Raw genomic sequence first — 16357 nt, 5'->3', positions numbered from 1 at the left:
TGGGTGGGCCTCCGGTAGGTGGAACCTGCGGTAGGTGGAACCTGCGGTGAACGGTCCGGCCTCGGGCGCGGAGAGGGTGCTCAGCGGACGATCGACACGATCCGGCACGCGGCTTCGGCGAGCCGGCGCTCTCCCTCGACGCGACCTCGTGCCAGGGCGGTGGCGGGATCGATGCCGCGTGTGCACAGCCGCCAGGCGGTCTCCGTGTCCAGCAGCACCGATGCGGCCGGCGGGCCGGCCGGAGGTTCGGCCAGGGACCAGCCTTGCGGGGTGGCGGTGACGGTCCACCTGCCGCCGGCCGGCCCGTCGACGGTCACGCGGAGCCGGGTCCCCACGGGTGCTGTCGTATGCCGCAGGGTGTGGGGCAGGGCCCGCATGAAGGTGTCCACGACCGTCGACAGCGCGTGGGGTTCCTGGTCGGTGTCGCGGCCGACGGCATGGCGGATCTGCTGGCGGTGCGTCCAGTACTCGGTGAACTCCCGGGCGGTGTCCAGCCATCCCGGCGCGGGATCGGCTCCCGCCCACGACACGCCCAGGGCGGGTGCATCGAGGTCGGCGGCGGCGAACCGACGGGCGACACGGGCCCCGGACACCTCCAGCGCGTCGACGAGCGAGGCGGGACTGTCGTGGGCGTGCAGGTCGACCCACGCCTGGTTGGTGCGGTGGACGAACGCCGCGAGCGTCTCCCCCGGCCTGCGTGCGTGCCGGTGTCCGCCGGGGGTGCGGCCGAGGCGTCCGTCGTAGTCGCCGAGGAGGTGGGCGGCGAGGTCATGGACGGTCCAGCCCGGGACCGCGGTCCTCCCCCAGTCCTCGGGGCGCAGGCCGCGCAAGGTCTCGAGGAGCGCCGCCATTTCAGGACCGAAGAGGGGGCGGGCGTCGATCGGCTCGCCCAGCCAGGAGGTGCCGGACACCGTGCGGGACTCGGGGGTCATGGTGAGAGCGTGTCAGGCACCGGCCTCGGCCGGCCACGGAATACTCCACGGGCCGGGGCAGGCCGAGCCGTGCCGGGGCAGACCGAGCCAGGCTGGGGCAGGCCGAGCCAGGCTGGGGCAGGCCGAGCCAGGCTGGGGCAGGCCGTGCCGTGTGCCGGGGCAGGCCGAGCCAGGCTGGGGCAGGCCGAGCGGGGGCCGGCCCAGCCGGGGCCAGGCCGGGGGCAGGCCGAGCCGAGCCAGGCCCAGCCGGGGCCAGGCCGGGGCGCGGCTCCGTCCCCTCAGCCGTCTGGGCCGGGCCGGTGACGGCGGCGGCTCGCATCCGTTCCAGCCCATCGGCAACGGCGAACAGCGGCTGAACGCCCAGCCGGTGGTTAAGGCCGGCTTGGATCCGCCCCGGGGCTCGCATCCGCCCCGGGCTCGCATCCGCCCCGGGCTCGCATCCGTCCCGGGCTCGCATCCGCCCCGGGCTCGCATCCGCCCCGGGCTCGCATCCGCCCCGGGCTCGCATCCGCCCCGGGCTCGCATCCGTCCCGGGCTTGCCCCCGTCCCGTCCGCCGTCCAGGACCCGACCGGTGCCGGCCGGCAGCAGCAGCCGTCGGCCGGACCCGCGCGGGGTGCGGGTGCCGTGGGCGGCGAGACCGTCCGACGGGCTGGTCCGCGGGCGGCGAGACCGTCCGACGGGCGGGTCCGCGGGCGGCAAGGGCGTCTTACCGGCTGGTCCGCGGGCGGCGAGGGCGTCTTACGGGCTGGTCCGCGGGCGGCCGGAAGGGACGGTCGAGCGTCCGCCGCCCAGCGCGTCGAGGACATGGGGCCAGGCGGCCTCGCCGAGGAGTGCGTCGGCTTCGCGCGTGCCTCCGTACCGGAAGCTCGGGGACGCCGGTGCGGGGCCCTCGCCGGGGAAGCGCGGGCGGTGACCGGCGTCGTCCCGGGCCACCAGACGCACGGCGGACCCGGCCGCGCGCCGTCGTCGTGCCAGGTGTTCGGCGAAGGGCAGCGACGGCCACATCGCGTCGTCGCCGCCCGCGACCAGCACCAGCTCGGCCCGGGCCGCCTCCACGGGGATCTCGGCCGCCGGAAGCAGGGAGGCGAACGTCCGTTCGCTGCGTTCGTACCAGCCGCGGATCGCGACGGGGACGCCGTCCGGCTCGTCGGGATGCCAGGAGTCGTCCAGCGGGACGAAGGGCAGCGGCCGGTCCCGCCACGTCCAGGACGAGCGGTACGGGCGCTGCGCTCCGTCGCGGCCGGGACCGATGTTGCACCACACCCGGGAGGTGGGCGACACCGCGACGACCACGTCCACGCGCGGGTCGTGCACCGCCGTGAGCAGAGCCGCCTCGGCCCCCTTGGAGGCGCCGAGGATGCCGATGCGTCGCGCTCCGGCACATCGGAGGAGGTCGACGGCGGCGGTGAAGGTCTCCAAGGGGACCTCGCAGATCCCCGGGGGCTGCCCCGGCCCGCCGAACCAGCGGATCGCCAGCGCGGCGACCCCCTGCCGGGCGAGCAGGCGCGCCCGTTCCCGTTCGACGCGCCCGCTGGATCCGCCCAGGACCAGAACGCCGGCATCGGTGCCGCGCGCGGGGGTGAGGAGTACGCCCTGCCACGGGTCGGTCAGCTCTCGTTCAGTGACGTCCACGCGCTTGCCCGTCCTCACGCCTGTCAGGAGACCGGGGGTGCGATCCGTCCGCACCCCGTCCCCCAGCATGACGGAGCGTCATGTCGCCCCGCACACGGACCCGTTCGGTCGGGCGTGAGCCGCCGGGTGTCAGTCCTCGAACAGCGCCTTCGGGTCGTCCGCGCCGCTGTAGGTGAACGACCGGAACAGCATGTCGCCCTCCGAGCACACCAGCCCGATCATCCGGCCCGTCATGCCCGCGGCGACCTCGGTCGACAGGTACCGGCCGTCGAGGCGGCCGAGTTCGCGGAAACTCTCGGGTCCGGACACTCCGGCCACGACTTCGTCGGGTCCCATGGCGACCCCGAAGGGAGAGGCGGCGCTGTGCGGCTCGGCGCGCAGTTCCAGCACCGTCTCCGGCGTGGCGGCGGTCTCGCCCAGGAACACGCTCGCCCCGCCGATCAGGGCGAGCGCGCGCACGCGCGAGCCCCGCACCTCGATGCGGACGGCGTGCCGGGGGTCGATGCGCAGTTCCAGTCCCCCGGCCCCTGCCGCCTCCTCCGGTCGTTCCCCGGGCGGGGCGACCACGGCCCGCGCCCGCATGTGGAGGTGCTCCTGGCGGCGGCCCACGAAGGCGGGTCCGTCCGCCGCGCTGAGCCGCCAGCCCCGGTCGCTCCAGTTGAGCAGCGCGTCCGGGAAGGCTCCGGGCGCCACCCACGCCGGCGGCAGTGTCCCGTCCGGCAGGTCCTCGACGGCCTCCGCGGGCGCGTCGGGCTCGATCGGCCCCGCCACGGCGGGCCAGCCGTCGCTCCAGCTCACCTCCGCCGCGAAGGTCTCGCGTCCCAGGACGTGCCACTCGGGGCTGCTGCCCCGCGGCCGCGTGCCGAGGTAGACCATCGCCCAGGTGCCGTCGGGCCGCTCGACGAGATCGGCGTGACCGGTGCTCTGGACGGGAGCGCCGGTCCCCCGCGCGGTGAGGAGGGGGTTGTGCGGACACGCCTCGAAGGGCCCGGCCGGTGAGGGCGCGCGGGCGATGGTGACGGCGTGTCCGCGTTCGGTCCCTCCCTCGGCGAGCAGCAGGTACCAGTACGCGCCGACGCGATGGAGGTGGGGGCCCTCGGGGAACTTCCCGCCCGTCCCCTGCCACAGCCGGCGGGGCTCGCCGAGCAGTTCACCGGTCCGCGGATCGAGTGCGGCCTGCACGATCCCTTCGCCGAAGCGGGTCCAGGTGAGCAGGCAGGTCCCGTCGTCGTCCCAGGCGAGGTCGGGGTCGATGCCCCGGGCCTCCGGGATCCAGACCGGGTCCGACCAGGGGCCGGCCGGGTCGTCGGCGGTGACCAGGAAGACCCGGGGGCCGGCGGACAGCAGGGTGGTCACCATCCAGTAGCGGCCCGCGTGGTGGCGCAGGGTCGGCGCCAGGATGCCGGCCGAGGGGTCCACCCCCTCCAGCGGCAACTGCGCGGGGCGGTCCAGCACATGGCCGATCCGGCGCCACGTCCGCAGATCGGTCGAGTGGTGGATGGGCACGCCCGGGGCGTACTCGAAGCTGGAGCAGGCCAGGTAGTAGTCGTCCCCGACGCGGCAGACGCTGGGATCGGGATGGAAGCCGGGGACGACCGGCTGGACGGGGAGTTTCACGGGAGTCTCTCGGCTTCTCGACCGGGGCGCCGCACCCGGGCGCACGACGACGGCGGGTGTCGATGATGTCCCCCAATGCCTAGTGTTCGCTAGGCATCCACCGTATGGCCCGCGTCACAGATGATCACCGGCCCCCCGCCCGCCCCGGTCCGTCCACCCGCCGTCGCCCGCGCCCGCGCCCGCAGCCGCGGGCAGCCGTGCCACCGGGCCGGAACGGCCGCGGGCAGTCGTGCCACCACCGGGCCGGAACGGGTGGGCGGGGCGGCTCGGGTGGGCGGGGCGAGCTCGGGTGGGCGGGGCGGCCCGCCGAGTCACAGCCCCTCTGAACCTGCCCGGGAAGCCGGGTCACGGCCCCTCGGGAACCTGCGCGGGCGGCACCTCGGCCGCCCGGCGGGTGACGGGCAGCAGCGCGGCGGAGACCAGCAGGGTGAGCAGACCGAGCAGGCCGACGGAGGAGGCCAGATCGCCCACGGCGCCCTCGCCGGCGAGGAGGGCCAGCGGGCAGAGGAACTCGCCGAGGAAGAACGCCGCCGTCCACAGCCCGGTCCCGCGCCCCCGGTCGGCGAAGTCCAGCCGGGACATCGCCAGCGTCAGCAGCGACGGCAGGAGCAGCCCCGTGCCGACGCAGTTCACAACGGCACCGGCGACCAGCAGGGCGGGCTGGCCGGCCGTGCCCATCAGCAGGAAACCGGCGGCGCACAGCAGGAAGAGGGCGGGCAGGCGGCGGCCGGACCGGTCGGTGAGCCGGGTGAAGAGCACCGAGCCGAGGACGGTGGCGGCACTGGCGAGCGCCGTGACGGCCCCGATGACGCCGGTGGAGGTCACGCCCAGGTCGTCGAGGAGGAAGGACATCTCGACGGGCACGGCGTAGAAGACGACCCCGCCGAAGACGGTCAGCAGGCAGATGCCCGCCATGCGCCGGGCGGGGAAGGGCCGGGGGACGGCCGCCGGACGCGGTGCGGCGGGTGCGGGGGCCGGCAGCGCCCGGGCCATGGCGGGGGCGAGCAGCAGGCCGACCGCGTACAGCCAGAAGGGCGTGCGCCAGCCGGTGGACCCCAGGGCTCCGCCGAGCACGAGGAAGGCCGTGGCGGACACCGACGCGCACATGGTCTGCAGGGCGAGGAGCCGGTCGCGTTCGCGTCCGGTCCAGTAGTCGCCGATCAGTGTGGTGCAGCAGGTCATGACGGCCGCTTCGGCGACGCCCACCAGGACGCGGCTGAGCACGATGCCGTACAGCGAGTCGATCCACAGCGGCGCGGTGCCGAACAGGGCGTACAGGACGGTGGCCGCGACGAGCAGGCGCTTGCGGCCGAGCCGGTCGACGAGGACGCCGGCGAACGGCGCGAGCACGGCCAGGGCGAGCGCCGGGACGGTGAGGACGAGCGGGACGAGGGCCGCGCCGCCGGGGACGTGGGCGAAGTGGTCCTGGAGGCGGGGCAGGACGGGGGCGATCAGGACCGCGCCGAGGATCGGCAGGCAGCTGCCGGCCATCAACAGCATGGTGGGCAGCCGGCTGCGGACGGCCGGGGAGTCACCCTGGTCGTGGGCGGGCGGGGCGGCGGATGCGGGCATGGCAGCACTCCAGGGCGCGGTGCGGGAGAGTGGCGCGGCGCGGGGACCGGGGGCGGGGAGGGAGCGACGGCCCTTCGGACCTCGGCGTACGGGCGCGGTGACGTGCCACGACTATGCGGGCGCGGACGCGGCCTGCCCAGCCCTCGCGTGATCCGAGTTGCCGATGCCGTCGATCCAGCGGGTGGATGGCCCCGTCGTCGCCGTGATCGGACGATGTGCTGCCCGCCCCAGCCGTGATCGGACGATGTGCTGCCCGCCCCACGACCTGGCGCCCGCCCCGCTCAGCCGCCCCCCTTGGCCACCCCGATCAGCCGTCTCTCCCAGCCGACCCGCTCAGCCTTCCCCTCAACCGCCCCGCTCAGCCGCCCGCCTCACCCGCCCCCCTCACCCGCACCCCCTCAGCCGCCCCCCTCAGCCGCCTTCCCTCACTCCTCCCCCTCCCGAGGCAGCCGCGCCCCCACCCGCGCGGCCGTGTCGCGCAGCCAGATGTGGGCGGCGTCGTGCGTGTGGACCGGGTGCCACCACAGGGCTTCCCGCAGCGGGACCGCCTCGTAGGGCGGCTCCACGACGCGGACGGCGGCGACCGGCGCCAACAGCCGGGCCAGGCGTGCCTGCACCAGGGCGATCCGCCGGGTGCCGGCGACCAGCAGGGGCAGCAGCTGGAAGCTGCTGACGGAGACCTCCACGCGCGGCTCGATGCCGAGCATGCCGAGCTGGCGTACGGCAGGGGCGTCGTAGGTGCGCTGGTAGGTGACCCACGGCAGCCGCGCCAGGTCCTGGCGGGTGAGCCGGTCGTCGACGCTGGGATGGTCGTCCGCGACGAGGAAGACCCAGCGGTCGTCGTAGAGGTCGGTGGCCGGGAAGTCGCTGACGACCCCGTGCGGCATCAGCAGACCGTCGCAGGCGCTGAGCAGGGTGGCGGTGTCGTCGACGACGGTCGGCGGGGTGTGGGTAAAGCGGAGCCGGATGCCCGGGGCCTCCTCGTGCACGACGCGGGCGAGTTCGGTCCCGAAGACGGCGACGGCGTAGTCCGACGCGACCAGCCTGAACTCGCGCCGCTCGCTGGCCGGGTCGAAGTCGGCCTGGCTGGCGAAGAGGCGTTCCAGCACGTCGTAGGCGGTGGAGGTGCGGTCCAGGAGGACCTGGCCGAGGGCGGTGAGTTCGTAGTGGCCGCCGACGCGGGCGAGCAGATCGTCGTCGAAGTGGCGGCGGAGGCGGGCGAGGGCGGCGCTCATGGCGGGCTGGCTGAGGCCGACGCGCTGTCCGGCGCGGGTGACGTTGCGCTCCTCCAGGAGGGCGCGCAGCGCGACGACGAGGTTGAGGTCCAGGCGGGCCAGGTTCACGGGACTCCCCTTGCGGTACGGCGCCGACCGGGGAGGGATAAACGCGCTGGATGCCGATCATCCACACAATCTATTTCCCCGATTGCGGGTGCGGGGTCCAGATTAGTCACACCGCAATCAGGAGGACATGTTCGTGAAACCTGAAGCCGCGTCCGCGCTCTTCGCCGGCCCGTTCGCCCTCGGCACTCTCTCGGCCCCGGACGGGCCCGCCTTCCCCGCCCTCGTCACCCCGGACGGCCAGGCGCTCGATCTCCGCACCCCCTTCGGCGGGGAATCGCTGACCGTCCGGGATCTGCTGGACGACTGGGAGACGACCCTGCCGCGACTGCGCGCGCTGGCGGCCGACACCTCGCTCCCCCGCACCCCGCTCGCCGGGCTGCGGGTGCACGCGCCGGTCGAGCCGCGCCAGGTGTTCCAGTCGGGCGCCAACTACCGGCAGCACGTCATCGACCTGCACGTGGCCCACCGCGCCCCCGGCGACGACCGGCCCGAGGGCGAACGGCGCGCCGAGGCGGCGGAGATCATGGACCGCCGGGCGGCGGAGGACCTGCCGTACGTGTTCATCGGCCTGCCGAGCGCGATCACGGGTCCGGGCGACGACGTCGTGCTGCCGGCCTGGACCGAGCAGCCGGACTGGGAGCTGGAGCTGGCGGCCGTGATCGGCCGGCCCGCCCACCGGGTGTCCGTGGAGGAGGCGCTGGAGTACGTCGCCGGGTACACCATCGCCAACGACCTGACCGACCGCGCCACCGTCTTCCGCCGGGACATGCCGCAGATCGGCACCGACTGGCTGCGCAGCAAGAACGCCCCCGGCTTCACCCCGCTCGGCCCCTGGATCGTGCCGACCGAGTCGATCGCCGAACCGAACGACCTGCGGCTGGTGCTGAAGCTGAACGGCGAGACCATGCAGGACGAGTCCACCAAGGACATGATCTTCGACGTGGCGCGCATGGTGGCGTACGCCTCCCAGACCGCCCGTCTGCTCCCCGGCGACCTGGTGCTGACCGGCTCCCCGGCCGGCAACGGCATGCACTGGGGCCGGCTGCTGCGCGACGGCGACGTCATGGAGAGCTCGATCACCGGGCTCGGCGTCCAGCGCACCCGCTGTCGGGCGGAGGAGACGTCGTGACCCTGGACCGCCACGACCCCGAGGGCGCGATCGCGAGCGCCGCGAAGGCGTACTCCAACTGGGGCCGCTGGGGCGAGGACGACGTGCTCGGCACCCTCAACTTCCTCGACGAGGCCAAGCGGCGCGAGGGCGCGGCCCTGATCCGGCGCGGGGTGAGCTTCTCCCTCTCCCAGCGGTTCGACATGGACGGCCCGCAGAAGGGCTGGCGCCGGCGCACCAACCCGGTGCACACCATGCTGGACACCGGCACCGACGCCGCCCTCGGCAACCAGGGCTTCCCGCACGGCATCGGCGGCGCCGACGACGTGATCGCGATGCCGTTGCAGTGCTCCACCCAGTGGGACGGGCTCGGGCACATCTTCGACCACGGAAAGGCGTGGAACGGGCGTCCGGCCGAGAAGGTCGTCACCTCCGACGGCGACCTGGTCACGGGCATCGAGCACATGGCCCCGCACGTCGCCGGACGCGGTGTGCTGCTCGACGTGGGCCGCGTGATCGGCGAGGACGGTGAGCTGCCGGACGGCTTCCCGGTCACCGAGGAGCACCTGACGGCGACCGCCGAGGCGCACGGGGTGACCGTCGGCCGGGGCGACATCGTGCTGGTGCGCACCGGTCAGCTCGCCCGCGTCCGCCGCGACGGCTGGGGCGACTACGCGGGCGGTCCCGCGCCCGGCCTGTCCTTCACCACGGCCGGCTGGCTGCACGGCACCGAGATCGCCGCGATCGCCACCGACACCTGGGGCTTCGAGGTGCGGCCCAACGAGTTCGAGCACGCCTTCCAGCCGCTGCACCAGGTCGTCATCCCCAACACCGGGCTGCTCATCGGTGAGATGTGGGACCTGGAGGCGCTGGCCGAGGACTGCGCGGCCGACGGCCGGTACGACTTCTGGCTGACCGCCGCGCCCCTGCCCATCACCGGCGCCGTCGGCTCCCCCGTCAACCCGATCGCCGTCAAGTAACCAGAGGAGCAAGGGAGTTCCCCATGAGCAATGCCCGTACGGTCCTGGTGATCGGCGGTGGCGCGGCCGGCAACGCCGTGACGATCCTGCTGCGCCGGGCCGGCCTGACGGTGGACCTCGTCGAGGCGAAGGACGACTGGAACGCCACCGCCGGCTCCGGCATCACCCTCCAGGGCAACGCCCTGCGGGTCCTGCGCGAACTGGGCGTGTGGAAGCAGGTCGAGGCGTCCGGCTTCGGCTTCGGCTCGGTCGGCATCACCGCCCCCGACGGGACCGTCCTGCACGTCCAGGACGACCTGCGCACCGGCGGCGACGACCTGCCCGCCACCGTCGGCATGCAGCGCCCGCAGCTCCAGCGCATCCTCATCGACGCCGTCCGGGACAGCGGCGCCCGGGTGCGGCTGGGCACCCGGGCCGAGTCCCTGGACCAGGACGCCGACGGTGTGAGCGTGCGCTTCACCGACGGCACCGAGGGCCGGTACGACCTGGTGATCGCGGCCGACGGCCTCGGCTCCGCCACCCGCGCCGCCATCGGCGTCCCGGACCGGCCCGAGCCGACCGGGATGGCCATCTGGCGCATCGCCGCGCCCCGCCCGGCCGGGGTGACCCGCACCGACCTCGCCTACGGCGGCCCCGCCTACATCGCCGGCTACTGCCCCACCAGCGAGACCACGATCTACGCGTACGTCGTCGAGGCCAACCGCGACCGGGCGGCCATACCGGCGGAGTCCTACGCCGACGAGATGCGCCGCCTGGCCTCCGCGTACGGCGGTGTCTGGCCGGAGATCACCGAGCACATCACCGATCCCGCGCAGGTCAACTACACCTGGTTCGACCGGATGCTGGTCGGGGGGTCCTGGCACCGCGGCCGCGTCGTGCTGATCGGTGACGCCGCCCACTGCTGCCCGCCCACCCTCGCCCAGGGCGCCGCGCTGTCCCTGGAGGACGCGTGGGTGCTGGCGCAGCTGCTGACCGGCGCCGACACCTGGGACGACGCGCTGCTCCAGGCGTTCTACGAGCGGCGGATCAACCGCGTCCGGCCGGTCGTCGAGGCGTCCGTGCAGATCGGGCAGTGGCAGCTGGACGGAGTGCGCGACGCCGATGTCCCGGGCCTGATGGCCCGCACCATGACGATGCTCCGGGAGCTGCCGTGACCACGCCGACCGTGGACGTGCACGCCCACGTCCTGCTGCCCGAGATCGAGGCGCTCGTGGCGGGCCTGCCCGGCCACGCCGAGGCCAAGGCGCTGGACGCCCGCCGCAACGGCCCCGCCGCCCTCGCCGTCAACGGCCCCATGGTGGGCGCGCGCATCCCGAAGCTGACCGACGTCGCCGTGCGCCTGGCGTCGATGGACGCGCAGGGCGTGGACGTGCAGCTGGTCAGCCCCTCCCCGTCGCACTACCACTACTGGGCGGACGAGGACACGGCCGAGAAGGTGTACCGGCTGGCCAACGAGGCCACGGCCGCGCACTGCGCCGCCGCACCCGACCGGCTGCGCGGGCTCGGCCTGGTGCCGCTCCAGCACCCCGACCTCGCGGTCGCGGCCCTGGACCACGCCCTGGAGCAGGGGCTGCTGGGCGTGGAGATCTCCAGCCACGCCCCGGGCCGTGAGCTGTCCGACCCCGCCTACGAGCCGTTGTGGGCGCGGGCGGAGGAGACCGGGGCGATCCTGTTCCTGCACCCGTTCGGCTGCACGCTCGACGAGCGCCTGGACCGGTGGTACCTGTCCAACACCGTCGGCCAGCCCACCGAGAACGCCGTCGCCCTCTCCCATCTGATCTTCTCGGGCGTCCTGGACCGGCATCCGGGGCTGAAGCTGATCGCCGCGCACGGCGGCGGCTACCTGCCCACCCACATCGGCCGCTCCGACCACGCCTGGTCGGCCCGCTCCGACGCGGGCGCGGGCTGCGCCCACCTGCCCAGCAGCTACCTGAAGCGCCTGTACTTCGACTCCCTGGTCCACGACCCGCACGTGCTGCGGGAACTGGTCCGCGCCGCCGGGGCCGACCGGGTGCTCCTCGGCTCCGACTTCCCCTTCGACATGGGCAGCGAGGACCCGGTCGGCGCCCTGCGCGCCGCGCGGCTGTCCGACGCCGATGTCGAGGCCGTACGGGGCGGCAACGCGGCCGCCCTCCTCCGGAAGGACTGACACCATGCGCCTGCTCACCCACCTGCGGCACGTCGACCTCGCCGTGCCCGACTACGACAAACAGCTGGACTTCTACGCCGGCGTCTGGGGCCTGACCAAGGTCGCCGAGGACTCCGGTGTCTCCTTCCTGGCCGCCGAGGGCTCCCCCGAGCAGTACGTCGTCCGGCTGCGCAAGGCCGACGAGAAGCGCCTCGACCTCGTCTCCTACGGCGCCGCGTCCGCCGCCGACGTCGACACGCTCGCCGAGCGGCTGCTGGCCGGCGGCGTGCAGCTGATCTCGCAGCCCGGCAAGATCGACACCCCCGGCGGCGGCTACGGCTTCCGCTTCTTCGACGTCGACGGACGCACCATCGAGGTCTCCGCCGACGTGGAGGTGCGGCAGCACCGCAAGATAGAGGAGAAGGAGTCGATCCCGGTCAAGCTGTCGCACGTCGTCCTCAACTCGCCCGACCTGAACCGGACCCGCGAGTGGTACGAGCGCCACCTCGGCTTCGCCCTCTCGGACACCCTCAGCTCGCCCCACATGGGCGAGGTCATGCACTTCATGCGGATCAGCAACCAGCACCACTCGATGGCGCTGGCCAAGGGCCCGCACACCTCGCTGCACCACATCTCATTCGAGATGCGCGGCATCGACGAGTACATGCGCGGCTCCGGCCGTGTCATCCGCGCCGGGTTCCAGAAGATCTGGGGCCCCGGCCGGCACATGGCCGGGGACAACACCTTCACGTACTTCCTCGACCCGCACGGCAACACCGTCGAGTACACCACCGAGCTGGAGCTCCTCGACGAGGACACCTGGCACCCCCACGTCTACGACTTCTCCCAGCCCGAGGTCACCGACCAGTGGGGCACGGCGAACCCGATGAACGAACTCGTCGCCAAGGAGTCCTTCAACGACCCCGACCGCGGCGTGTTCGTCGCCCCGCCGGTCTGATCCTCCCCGCCGACTCCGGGGGCGCGGCACGTCCTGCCATGCCCTGACTGCCCGCCGCGCCCCCGGTCCGCAAGCCTTCCGTCACCCCTCCCCCTCCCAGGAGCCGCACCATGCGTTTCGCCGCCTACGAGCACCGGCAGCGCCGCCGCGTGGCCGTCGTCGAGGAGGACGGCACGCTCCTCCCGCTGCCCGGCGTGCAGTCCCTCACCGCGCTGCTCGCGGAGACCGACGGGCTGCCCGGACTGCTCGCCGCCGGCGCGGCGGCCCTCGACGTGCCGCCGGGTCCGCACGTCTCCCAGGTGCGGCTGCTGCCGCCCCTCCAGCCCGTCTCGGTCAGGGACTTCGTCACCTTCGAGGAACACGTCGAAGGGGTACGCCGCTCCGTCGACGGCGCCTCAGGAGTGCCCGACCAGTGGTACGCGGCGCCGACCTTCTACTTCACCAACCCGCACGCCGTCTACGGCCACCTCGACGACATCCCGGTGCCGCCCGGGTCGTCGGTGCTCGACTTCGAGCTCGAGGTGGGCGTCGTCATCGGCCGCGAGGGCCGCGACCTGACGCCCGAGGCGGCCCGGGACCACATCGTCGGCTACACCGTCTTCAACGACTGGTCCGCCCGCGACCTCCAGTCCGCCGAGATGAAGGTCGGCCTCGGCCCCTGCAAGGGCAAGGACACCGCCACCACCCTCGGCCCCTACCTGGTCACGGCCGACGAGCTGGAACCGCACCGGGACGCCGACGGCTTCCTGCGCCTGGCGCTGACCGCCGAGATCAACGGCGAGGTGGTCGGCGAGGACCTGCTGTCCAACATGAGCTGGACCTTCGAGGAGATGGTCGCCTACGCCTCGCGCGGCACCCGCGTCGTGCCGGGTGACGTGCTCGGCTCCGGCACCTGCGGCAACGGCGGCTGCCTCGCCGAGCTGTGGGGCCTGCGCGGCGAGCAGTCACCGCCGCCGCTGAAGCCCGGCGACACCGTCACCCTCACCGTCGAGGGCATCGGCACGCTCACCAACACCGTCGTCCCCGGCATCCAGCCCGTGCCGCTGCCGGCCGGCCGGCGCCGCTCGCGGGAGCGGCCGTGACCGCCCCGCACCCGGGGCGGCTCCTGGGCAAGGTCGTGGTGGTCACCGGCGCGGCCCGCGGCCAGGGCGCCGCCGAGGCGGAGGCGCTCACCCGGGAGGGCGCCCGCGTCATCGCCACCGACGTCGACCCCGGGGACGGCTGCCGCCGGCTCGACGTCACCAGCGAGCAGGACTGGGCCGACCTCGCGGCCGACCTGCGCGAGGCGTACGGGGAGGTGCACGGCCTGGTGAACAACGCGGGCGTCACCTGGCGCGCCCGCCTCGGCGACGTGCGCCCCGAGGACATGGCGCGCGTCCACGCGGTCAACGTCACCGGCCCCCTGCTGGGCATCCAGCACCTCGCGCCCCTCATGCCCGCCGGCGCCTCCGTGGTGAACGTGGGCTCCTCCGCCGCCCTCACCGCCCACTACCCGATCGCCTACACGACCAGCAAGTGGGCGCTGCGCGGCCTGTCCCGGACCGCTGCCCTGGAGCTCGGCCCGCGCGGCATCCGCGTCAACACCGTCCACCCCGGCTACATCGAGACCGACATGACCGCTTCCGCCGCCCCGGCCTTCCGCGAGGCCAACGTCCGCGAGACCCCGCTGGGCCGCACCGGCACCGTCGACGAGGTCACCGGCCTGGTCGTCTTCCTGCTGTCCGACGAGGCGTCCTTCGTCACCGGCGCCGAGATCCCGGTGGACGGCGGGCTCACCGCGCACGGCGGCGTCAAGTCCGTCTCCGACGCCCTGCGCGCGGAGGTGACCGGATGAAGCGGCTCGAAGGGAAGGTCGCACTGATCTCCGGCACCGCGCGCGGCCAGGGCCGGGCGGCGGCCCTGCGGTTCGCGGCCGAGGGCGCGCTCGTCGTCGGCGGCGACCTGCTGCACGAGGAGGCCGTCGAGACCCAGCGGCTCATCGCCCGCGAGGGCGGCACCGCCCTCACCCCTCACCCGCTGGACGTCACCGACGAGGACTGTGTCCGCTCCTGGGTGGCGGAGGCCGTCGACGCGTTCGGCGGTGTCGACATCGTCTACGCCAACGCCGGCGCCGTCCGCTTCGGGGCGATCGACAGCCAGCCGTACGCGGACTTCGCGTTCACGATGCGCGCCGAGCTGGACTCGGTCTGGCTGACCGTGCGCGCGGCCTGGCCGCACCTGGTCGCCGCCCGCGGCTGCGTCCTCACCATCGGCTCGACGGCCGGGCTGACCGGCTCGCTCACCAACGCGCGCACCGCGCACAGCGCCTCCAAGGGCGCGGTGATCGCGCTGACCCGCCAGCTGGCCGCGGAGGGTGCCCCGCACGGCATCCGGGTCAACTGCGTGAGCCCCGGAATGATCGACACCGACGGCTCCCGCGGCAACCTTCTCGCCGACGACCACCCGATGCGCTCCATCGCCCGGCACATCCCGCTGGGGCGGCTCGGCGCGGCCGACGACGTCGTCAACGCGGCCGTGTTCCTGGCCTGCGACGAGGCCGCGTACATCACGGGCGCCAACCTCGTCGTGGACGGCGGCTGGTCCGCCGTGCTGCCCGGCGCCACCACCTGAAAGGACTCCCCCTGTGAACAAGGTCCGCGGCAGCGCCGCCGAGGCCGTCGCCGACATCCCCGACGGCGCGTCACTGGCCGTCGGCGGCTTCGGCCTCAGCGGCGTACCCGAGGCACTGATCCGTGCCCTGCACACCCAGGGGGCGACCGGTCTGCGGGTCGTCTCCAACAACTGCGGCGTGGACGGCCGCGGCCTCGGCGTCCTGCTCGCCGCCGGCCGCATCGCCCGGGTCACCGGCTCCTACGTGGGCGAGAACAAGGAGTTCGCCCGCCAGTACCTCTCCGGCGAACTGGAGGTCGAGCTCACCCCCCAGGGCACGCTCGCCGAACGCCTGCGCGCCGGCGGCGCCGGCATCCCCGCCTTCTACACCCCGGCCGGCGTCGGCACCCAGGTCGCGAACGGCGGCCTGCCCTGGCGCTACGCCGCCGACGGCTCCGTCGCCGTGGCCTCCCCGGCCAAGGAGACCCGCGACTTCGCGGGCCGCCCGCATGTACTGGAGGAGGGCATCACCACCGACTTCGCCCTCGTACGGGCCTGGCGCGGCGACCGCCACGGCAACCTGTGCTTCCGCCTCGCGGCCGCCAACCTCAACCCGCTCGCCGCGATGGCCGGCCGGATCACCGTCGCCGAGGTCGAGGAACTCGTCGAGCCGGGCGAGCTGCGCCCCGACGAGGTGCACCTGCCCGGCATCTACGTGCAGAGGGTCGTCCGGCTCAGCGCCGAAGAGGCCGCCGACAAGCGGATCGAGCGCCTCACTGTTTCCGCGTCTTCGACATCTTCGACATCTTCGACCCGAGGGACGGTGCGTTCCTGATGGCCTGGACCCGCGACCAGATGGCGGCCCGCGCCGCCGCCGAGCTCACCGACGGCTCCTACGTCAACCTGGGCATCGGCCTGCCGACCCTGATCCCCGGCCACCTCCCGCCCGGGGTGCACGTGGTGCTGCACTCCGAGAACGGCATCCTGGGCACCGGCCCGTACCCGACGGAGGATCAGGTCGACCCGGACCTGATCAACGCCGGCAAGGAGACCGTGACCGTCCTGCCCGGGGCGAGCTTCTTCGACTCCGCGCTCTCCTTCGGCATGATCCGCGGCGGCCACATCGACACCGCGGTCCTCGGCGCCATGCAGGTGTCGGCCGCCGGCGACCTGGCCAACTGGATGATCCCGGGGAAGATGGTCAAGGGCATGGGCGGTGCCATGGACCTCGTGCACGGCGCACGCCGGGTCATCGTCCTGATGGAGCACACCGCCAAGGACGGCAGCCCGAAGATCCTGAAGGACTGCACCCTGCCGCTCACGGGCGAGCGGTGCGTGCACCGCGTCATCACCGACCTGGGTGTCCTGGACGTCACCGACGACGGCCTCGCCCTGGTCGAGACGGCTCCGGGCGTCACGGTCGAGGACATCACGTCCCGCACCGACGCCCCGGTCCGCCTGGGCAGCCACTCGGCCGCCTGCTGACCGGCCCCACAC

The 16357-nt window shown here is 74.1% G+C and carries 15 protein-coding genes; 10 read left to right on the top strand and 5 right to left on the bottom strand.

Annotated elements, in window-relative coordinates:
* Window positions 1-80: 80 nt before the first annotated feature.
* The 5 genes from ACIP67_RS02270 to ACIP67_RS02250 form a co-directional block, all read right to left on the bottom strand.
* Window positions 81-932, bottom strand: coding sequence for a maleylpyruvate isomerase family mycothiol-dependent enzyme (locus ACIP67_RS02270; protein ID WP_401686044.1), 852 nt, complete (start codon window positions 930-932; stop codon window positions 81-83).
* A gap of 739 nt (window positions 933-1671) precedes the next feature.
* The gene (locus ACIP67_RS02265; protein WP_401686042.1) at window positions 1672-2565 is read right to left on the bottom strand and encodes an acyl-CoA thioester hydrolase/BAAT C-terminal domain-containing protein; all 894 of its coding nucleotides are present in this window, start codon (window positions 2563-2565) and stop codon (window positions 1672-1674) included.
* 129 nt (window positions 2566-2694) lie between these two features.
* Window positions 2695-4182, bottom strand: a complete 1488-nt coding sequence (locus ACIP67_RS02260; RefSeq protein WP_401686039.1) for a family 43 glycosylhydrolase — start codon at window positions 4180-4182, stop codon at window positions 2695-2697.
* Between the two features lie 345 nt (window positions 4183-4527).
* Entirely contained in the window at window positions 4528-5754 is a 1227-nt protein-coding gene (locus ACIP67_RS02255; RefSeq protein ID WP_401686036.1) for an MFS transporter, read from the bottom strand.
* Between the two features lie 425 nt (window positions 5755-6179).
* Window positions 6180-7097: a LysR family transcriptional regulator gene (locus ACIP67_RS02250; RefSeq protein WP_401686034.1), complete on the bottom strand. Its 918-nt coding sequence runs from the start codon at window positions 7095-7097 to the stop codon at window positions 6180-6182.
* A gap of 127 nt (window positions 7098-7224) precedes the next feature.
* Between ACIP67_RS02250 and ACIP67_RS02245 the strand changes: the two genes are divergently transcribed.
* The 10 genes from ACIP67_RS02245 to ACIP67_RS02200 all read left to right on the top strand — a co-directional run bounded on the left by ACIP67_RS02245 (window position 7225) and on the right by ACIP67_RS02200 (window position 16345).
* On the top strand, window positions 7225-8226 hold the full coding sequence (locus ACIP67_RS02245) for a fumarylacetoacetate hydrolase family protein (protein WP_401686032.1): 1002 nt from the start codon (window positions 7225-7227) through the stop codon (window positions 8224-8226).
* Window positions 8223-9185 (top strand): cyclase family protein, encoded by a 963-nt coding sequence (locus ACIP67_RS02240; protein WP_401686029.1) that lies wholly within the window; start codon window positions 8223-8225, stop codon window positions 9183-9185. Before ACIP67_RS02245 ends, ACIP67_RS02240 begins: the two co-directional genes overlap by 4 nt.
* A 23-nt stretch (window positions 9186-9208) precedes the next feature.
* On the top strand, window positions 9209-10339 hold the full coding sequence (locus tag ACIP67_RS02235) for an FAD-dependent oxidoreductase (protein WP_401686027.1): 1131 nt from the start codon (window positions 9209-9211) through the stop codon (window positions 10337-10339).
* On the top strand, window positions 10336-11334 hold the full coding sequence (locus tag ACIP67_RS02230; protein WP_401686024.1) for an amidohydrolase family protein: 999 nt from the start codon (window positions 10336-10338) through the stop codon (window positions 11332-11334). The genes ACIP67_RS02235 and ACIP67_RS02230 overlap by 4 nt, the downstream gene beginning before the upstream one ends.
* Window positions 11335-11338: 4 nt before the next feature.
* On the top strand, window positions 11339-12271 hold the full coding sequence (locus ACIP67_RS02225; RefSeq protein ID WP_401686021.1) for a VOC family protein: 933 nt from the start codon (window positions 11339-11341) through the stop codon (window positions 12269-12271).
* A gap of 110 nt (window positions 12272-12381) precedes the next feature.
* Window positions 12382-13353 (top strand): fumarylacetoacetate hydrolase family protein, encoded by a 972-nt coding sequence (locus ACIP67_RS02220; RefSeq protein ID WP_401686018.1) that lies wholly within the window; start codon window positions 12382-12384, stop codon window positions 13351-13353.
* Entirely contained in the window at window positions 13350-14105 is a 756-nt protein-coding gene (locus ACIP67_RS02215) for an SDR family NAD(P)-dependent oxidoreductase (protein WP_401686015.1), read from the top strand. Before ACIP67_RS02220 ends, ACIP67_RS02215 begins: the two co-directional genes overlap by 4 nt.
* Window positions 14102-14881 (top strand): SDR family NAD(P)-dependent oxidoreductase, encoded by a 780-nt coding sequence (locus ACIP67_RS02210; RefSeq protein ID WP_401686012.1) that lies wholly within the window; start codon window positions 14102-14104, stop codon window positions 14879-14881. Before ACIP67_RS02215 ends, ACIP67_RS02210 begins: the two co-directional genes overlap by 4 nt.
* A gap of 13 nt (window positions 14882-14894) precedes the next feature.
* Window positions 14895-15695 (top strand): CoA transferase subunit A, encoded by an 801-nt coding sequence (locus ACIP67_RS02205; RefSeq protein WP_401686009.1) that lies wholly within the window; start codon window positions 14895-14897, stop codon window positions 15693-15695.
* Window positions 15695-16345: a CoA transferase subunit B gene (locus tag ACIP67_RS02200; RefSeq protein ID WP_389518773.1), complete on the top strand. Its 651-nt coding sequence runs from the start codon at window positions 15695-15697 to the stop codon at window positions 16343-16345. Before ACIP67_RS02205 ends, ACIP67_RS02200 begins: the two co-directional genes overlap by 1 nt.
* The last annotated feature ends 12 nt before the right edge of the window (window positions 16346-16357 follow it).

It is taken from the genome of Streptomyces sp. NPDC088812 (genome assembly GCF_044750285.1).
In the GTDB taxonomy this organism is placed as follows: Bacteria; Actinomycetota; Actinomycetes; order Streptomycetales; family Streptomycetaceae; genus Streptomyces.
This window is presented reverse-complemented; position numbering and strand designations above follow the sequence as displayed.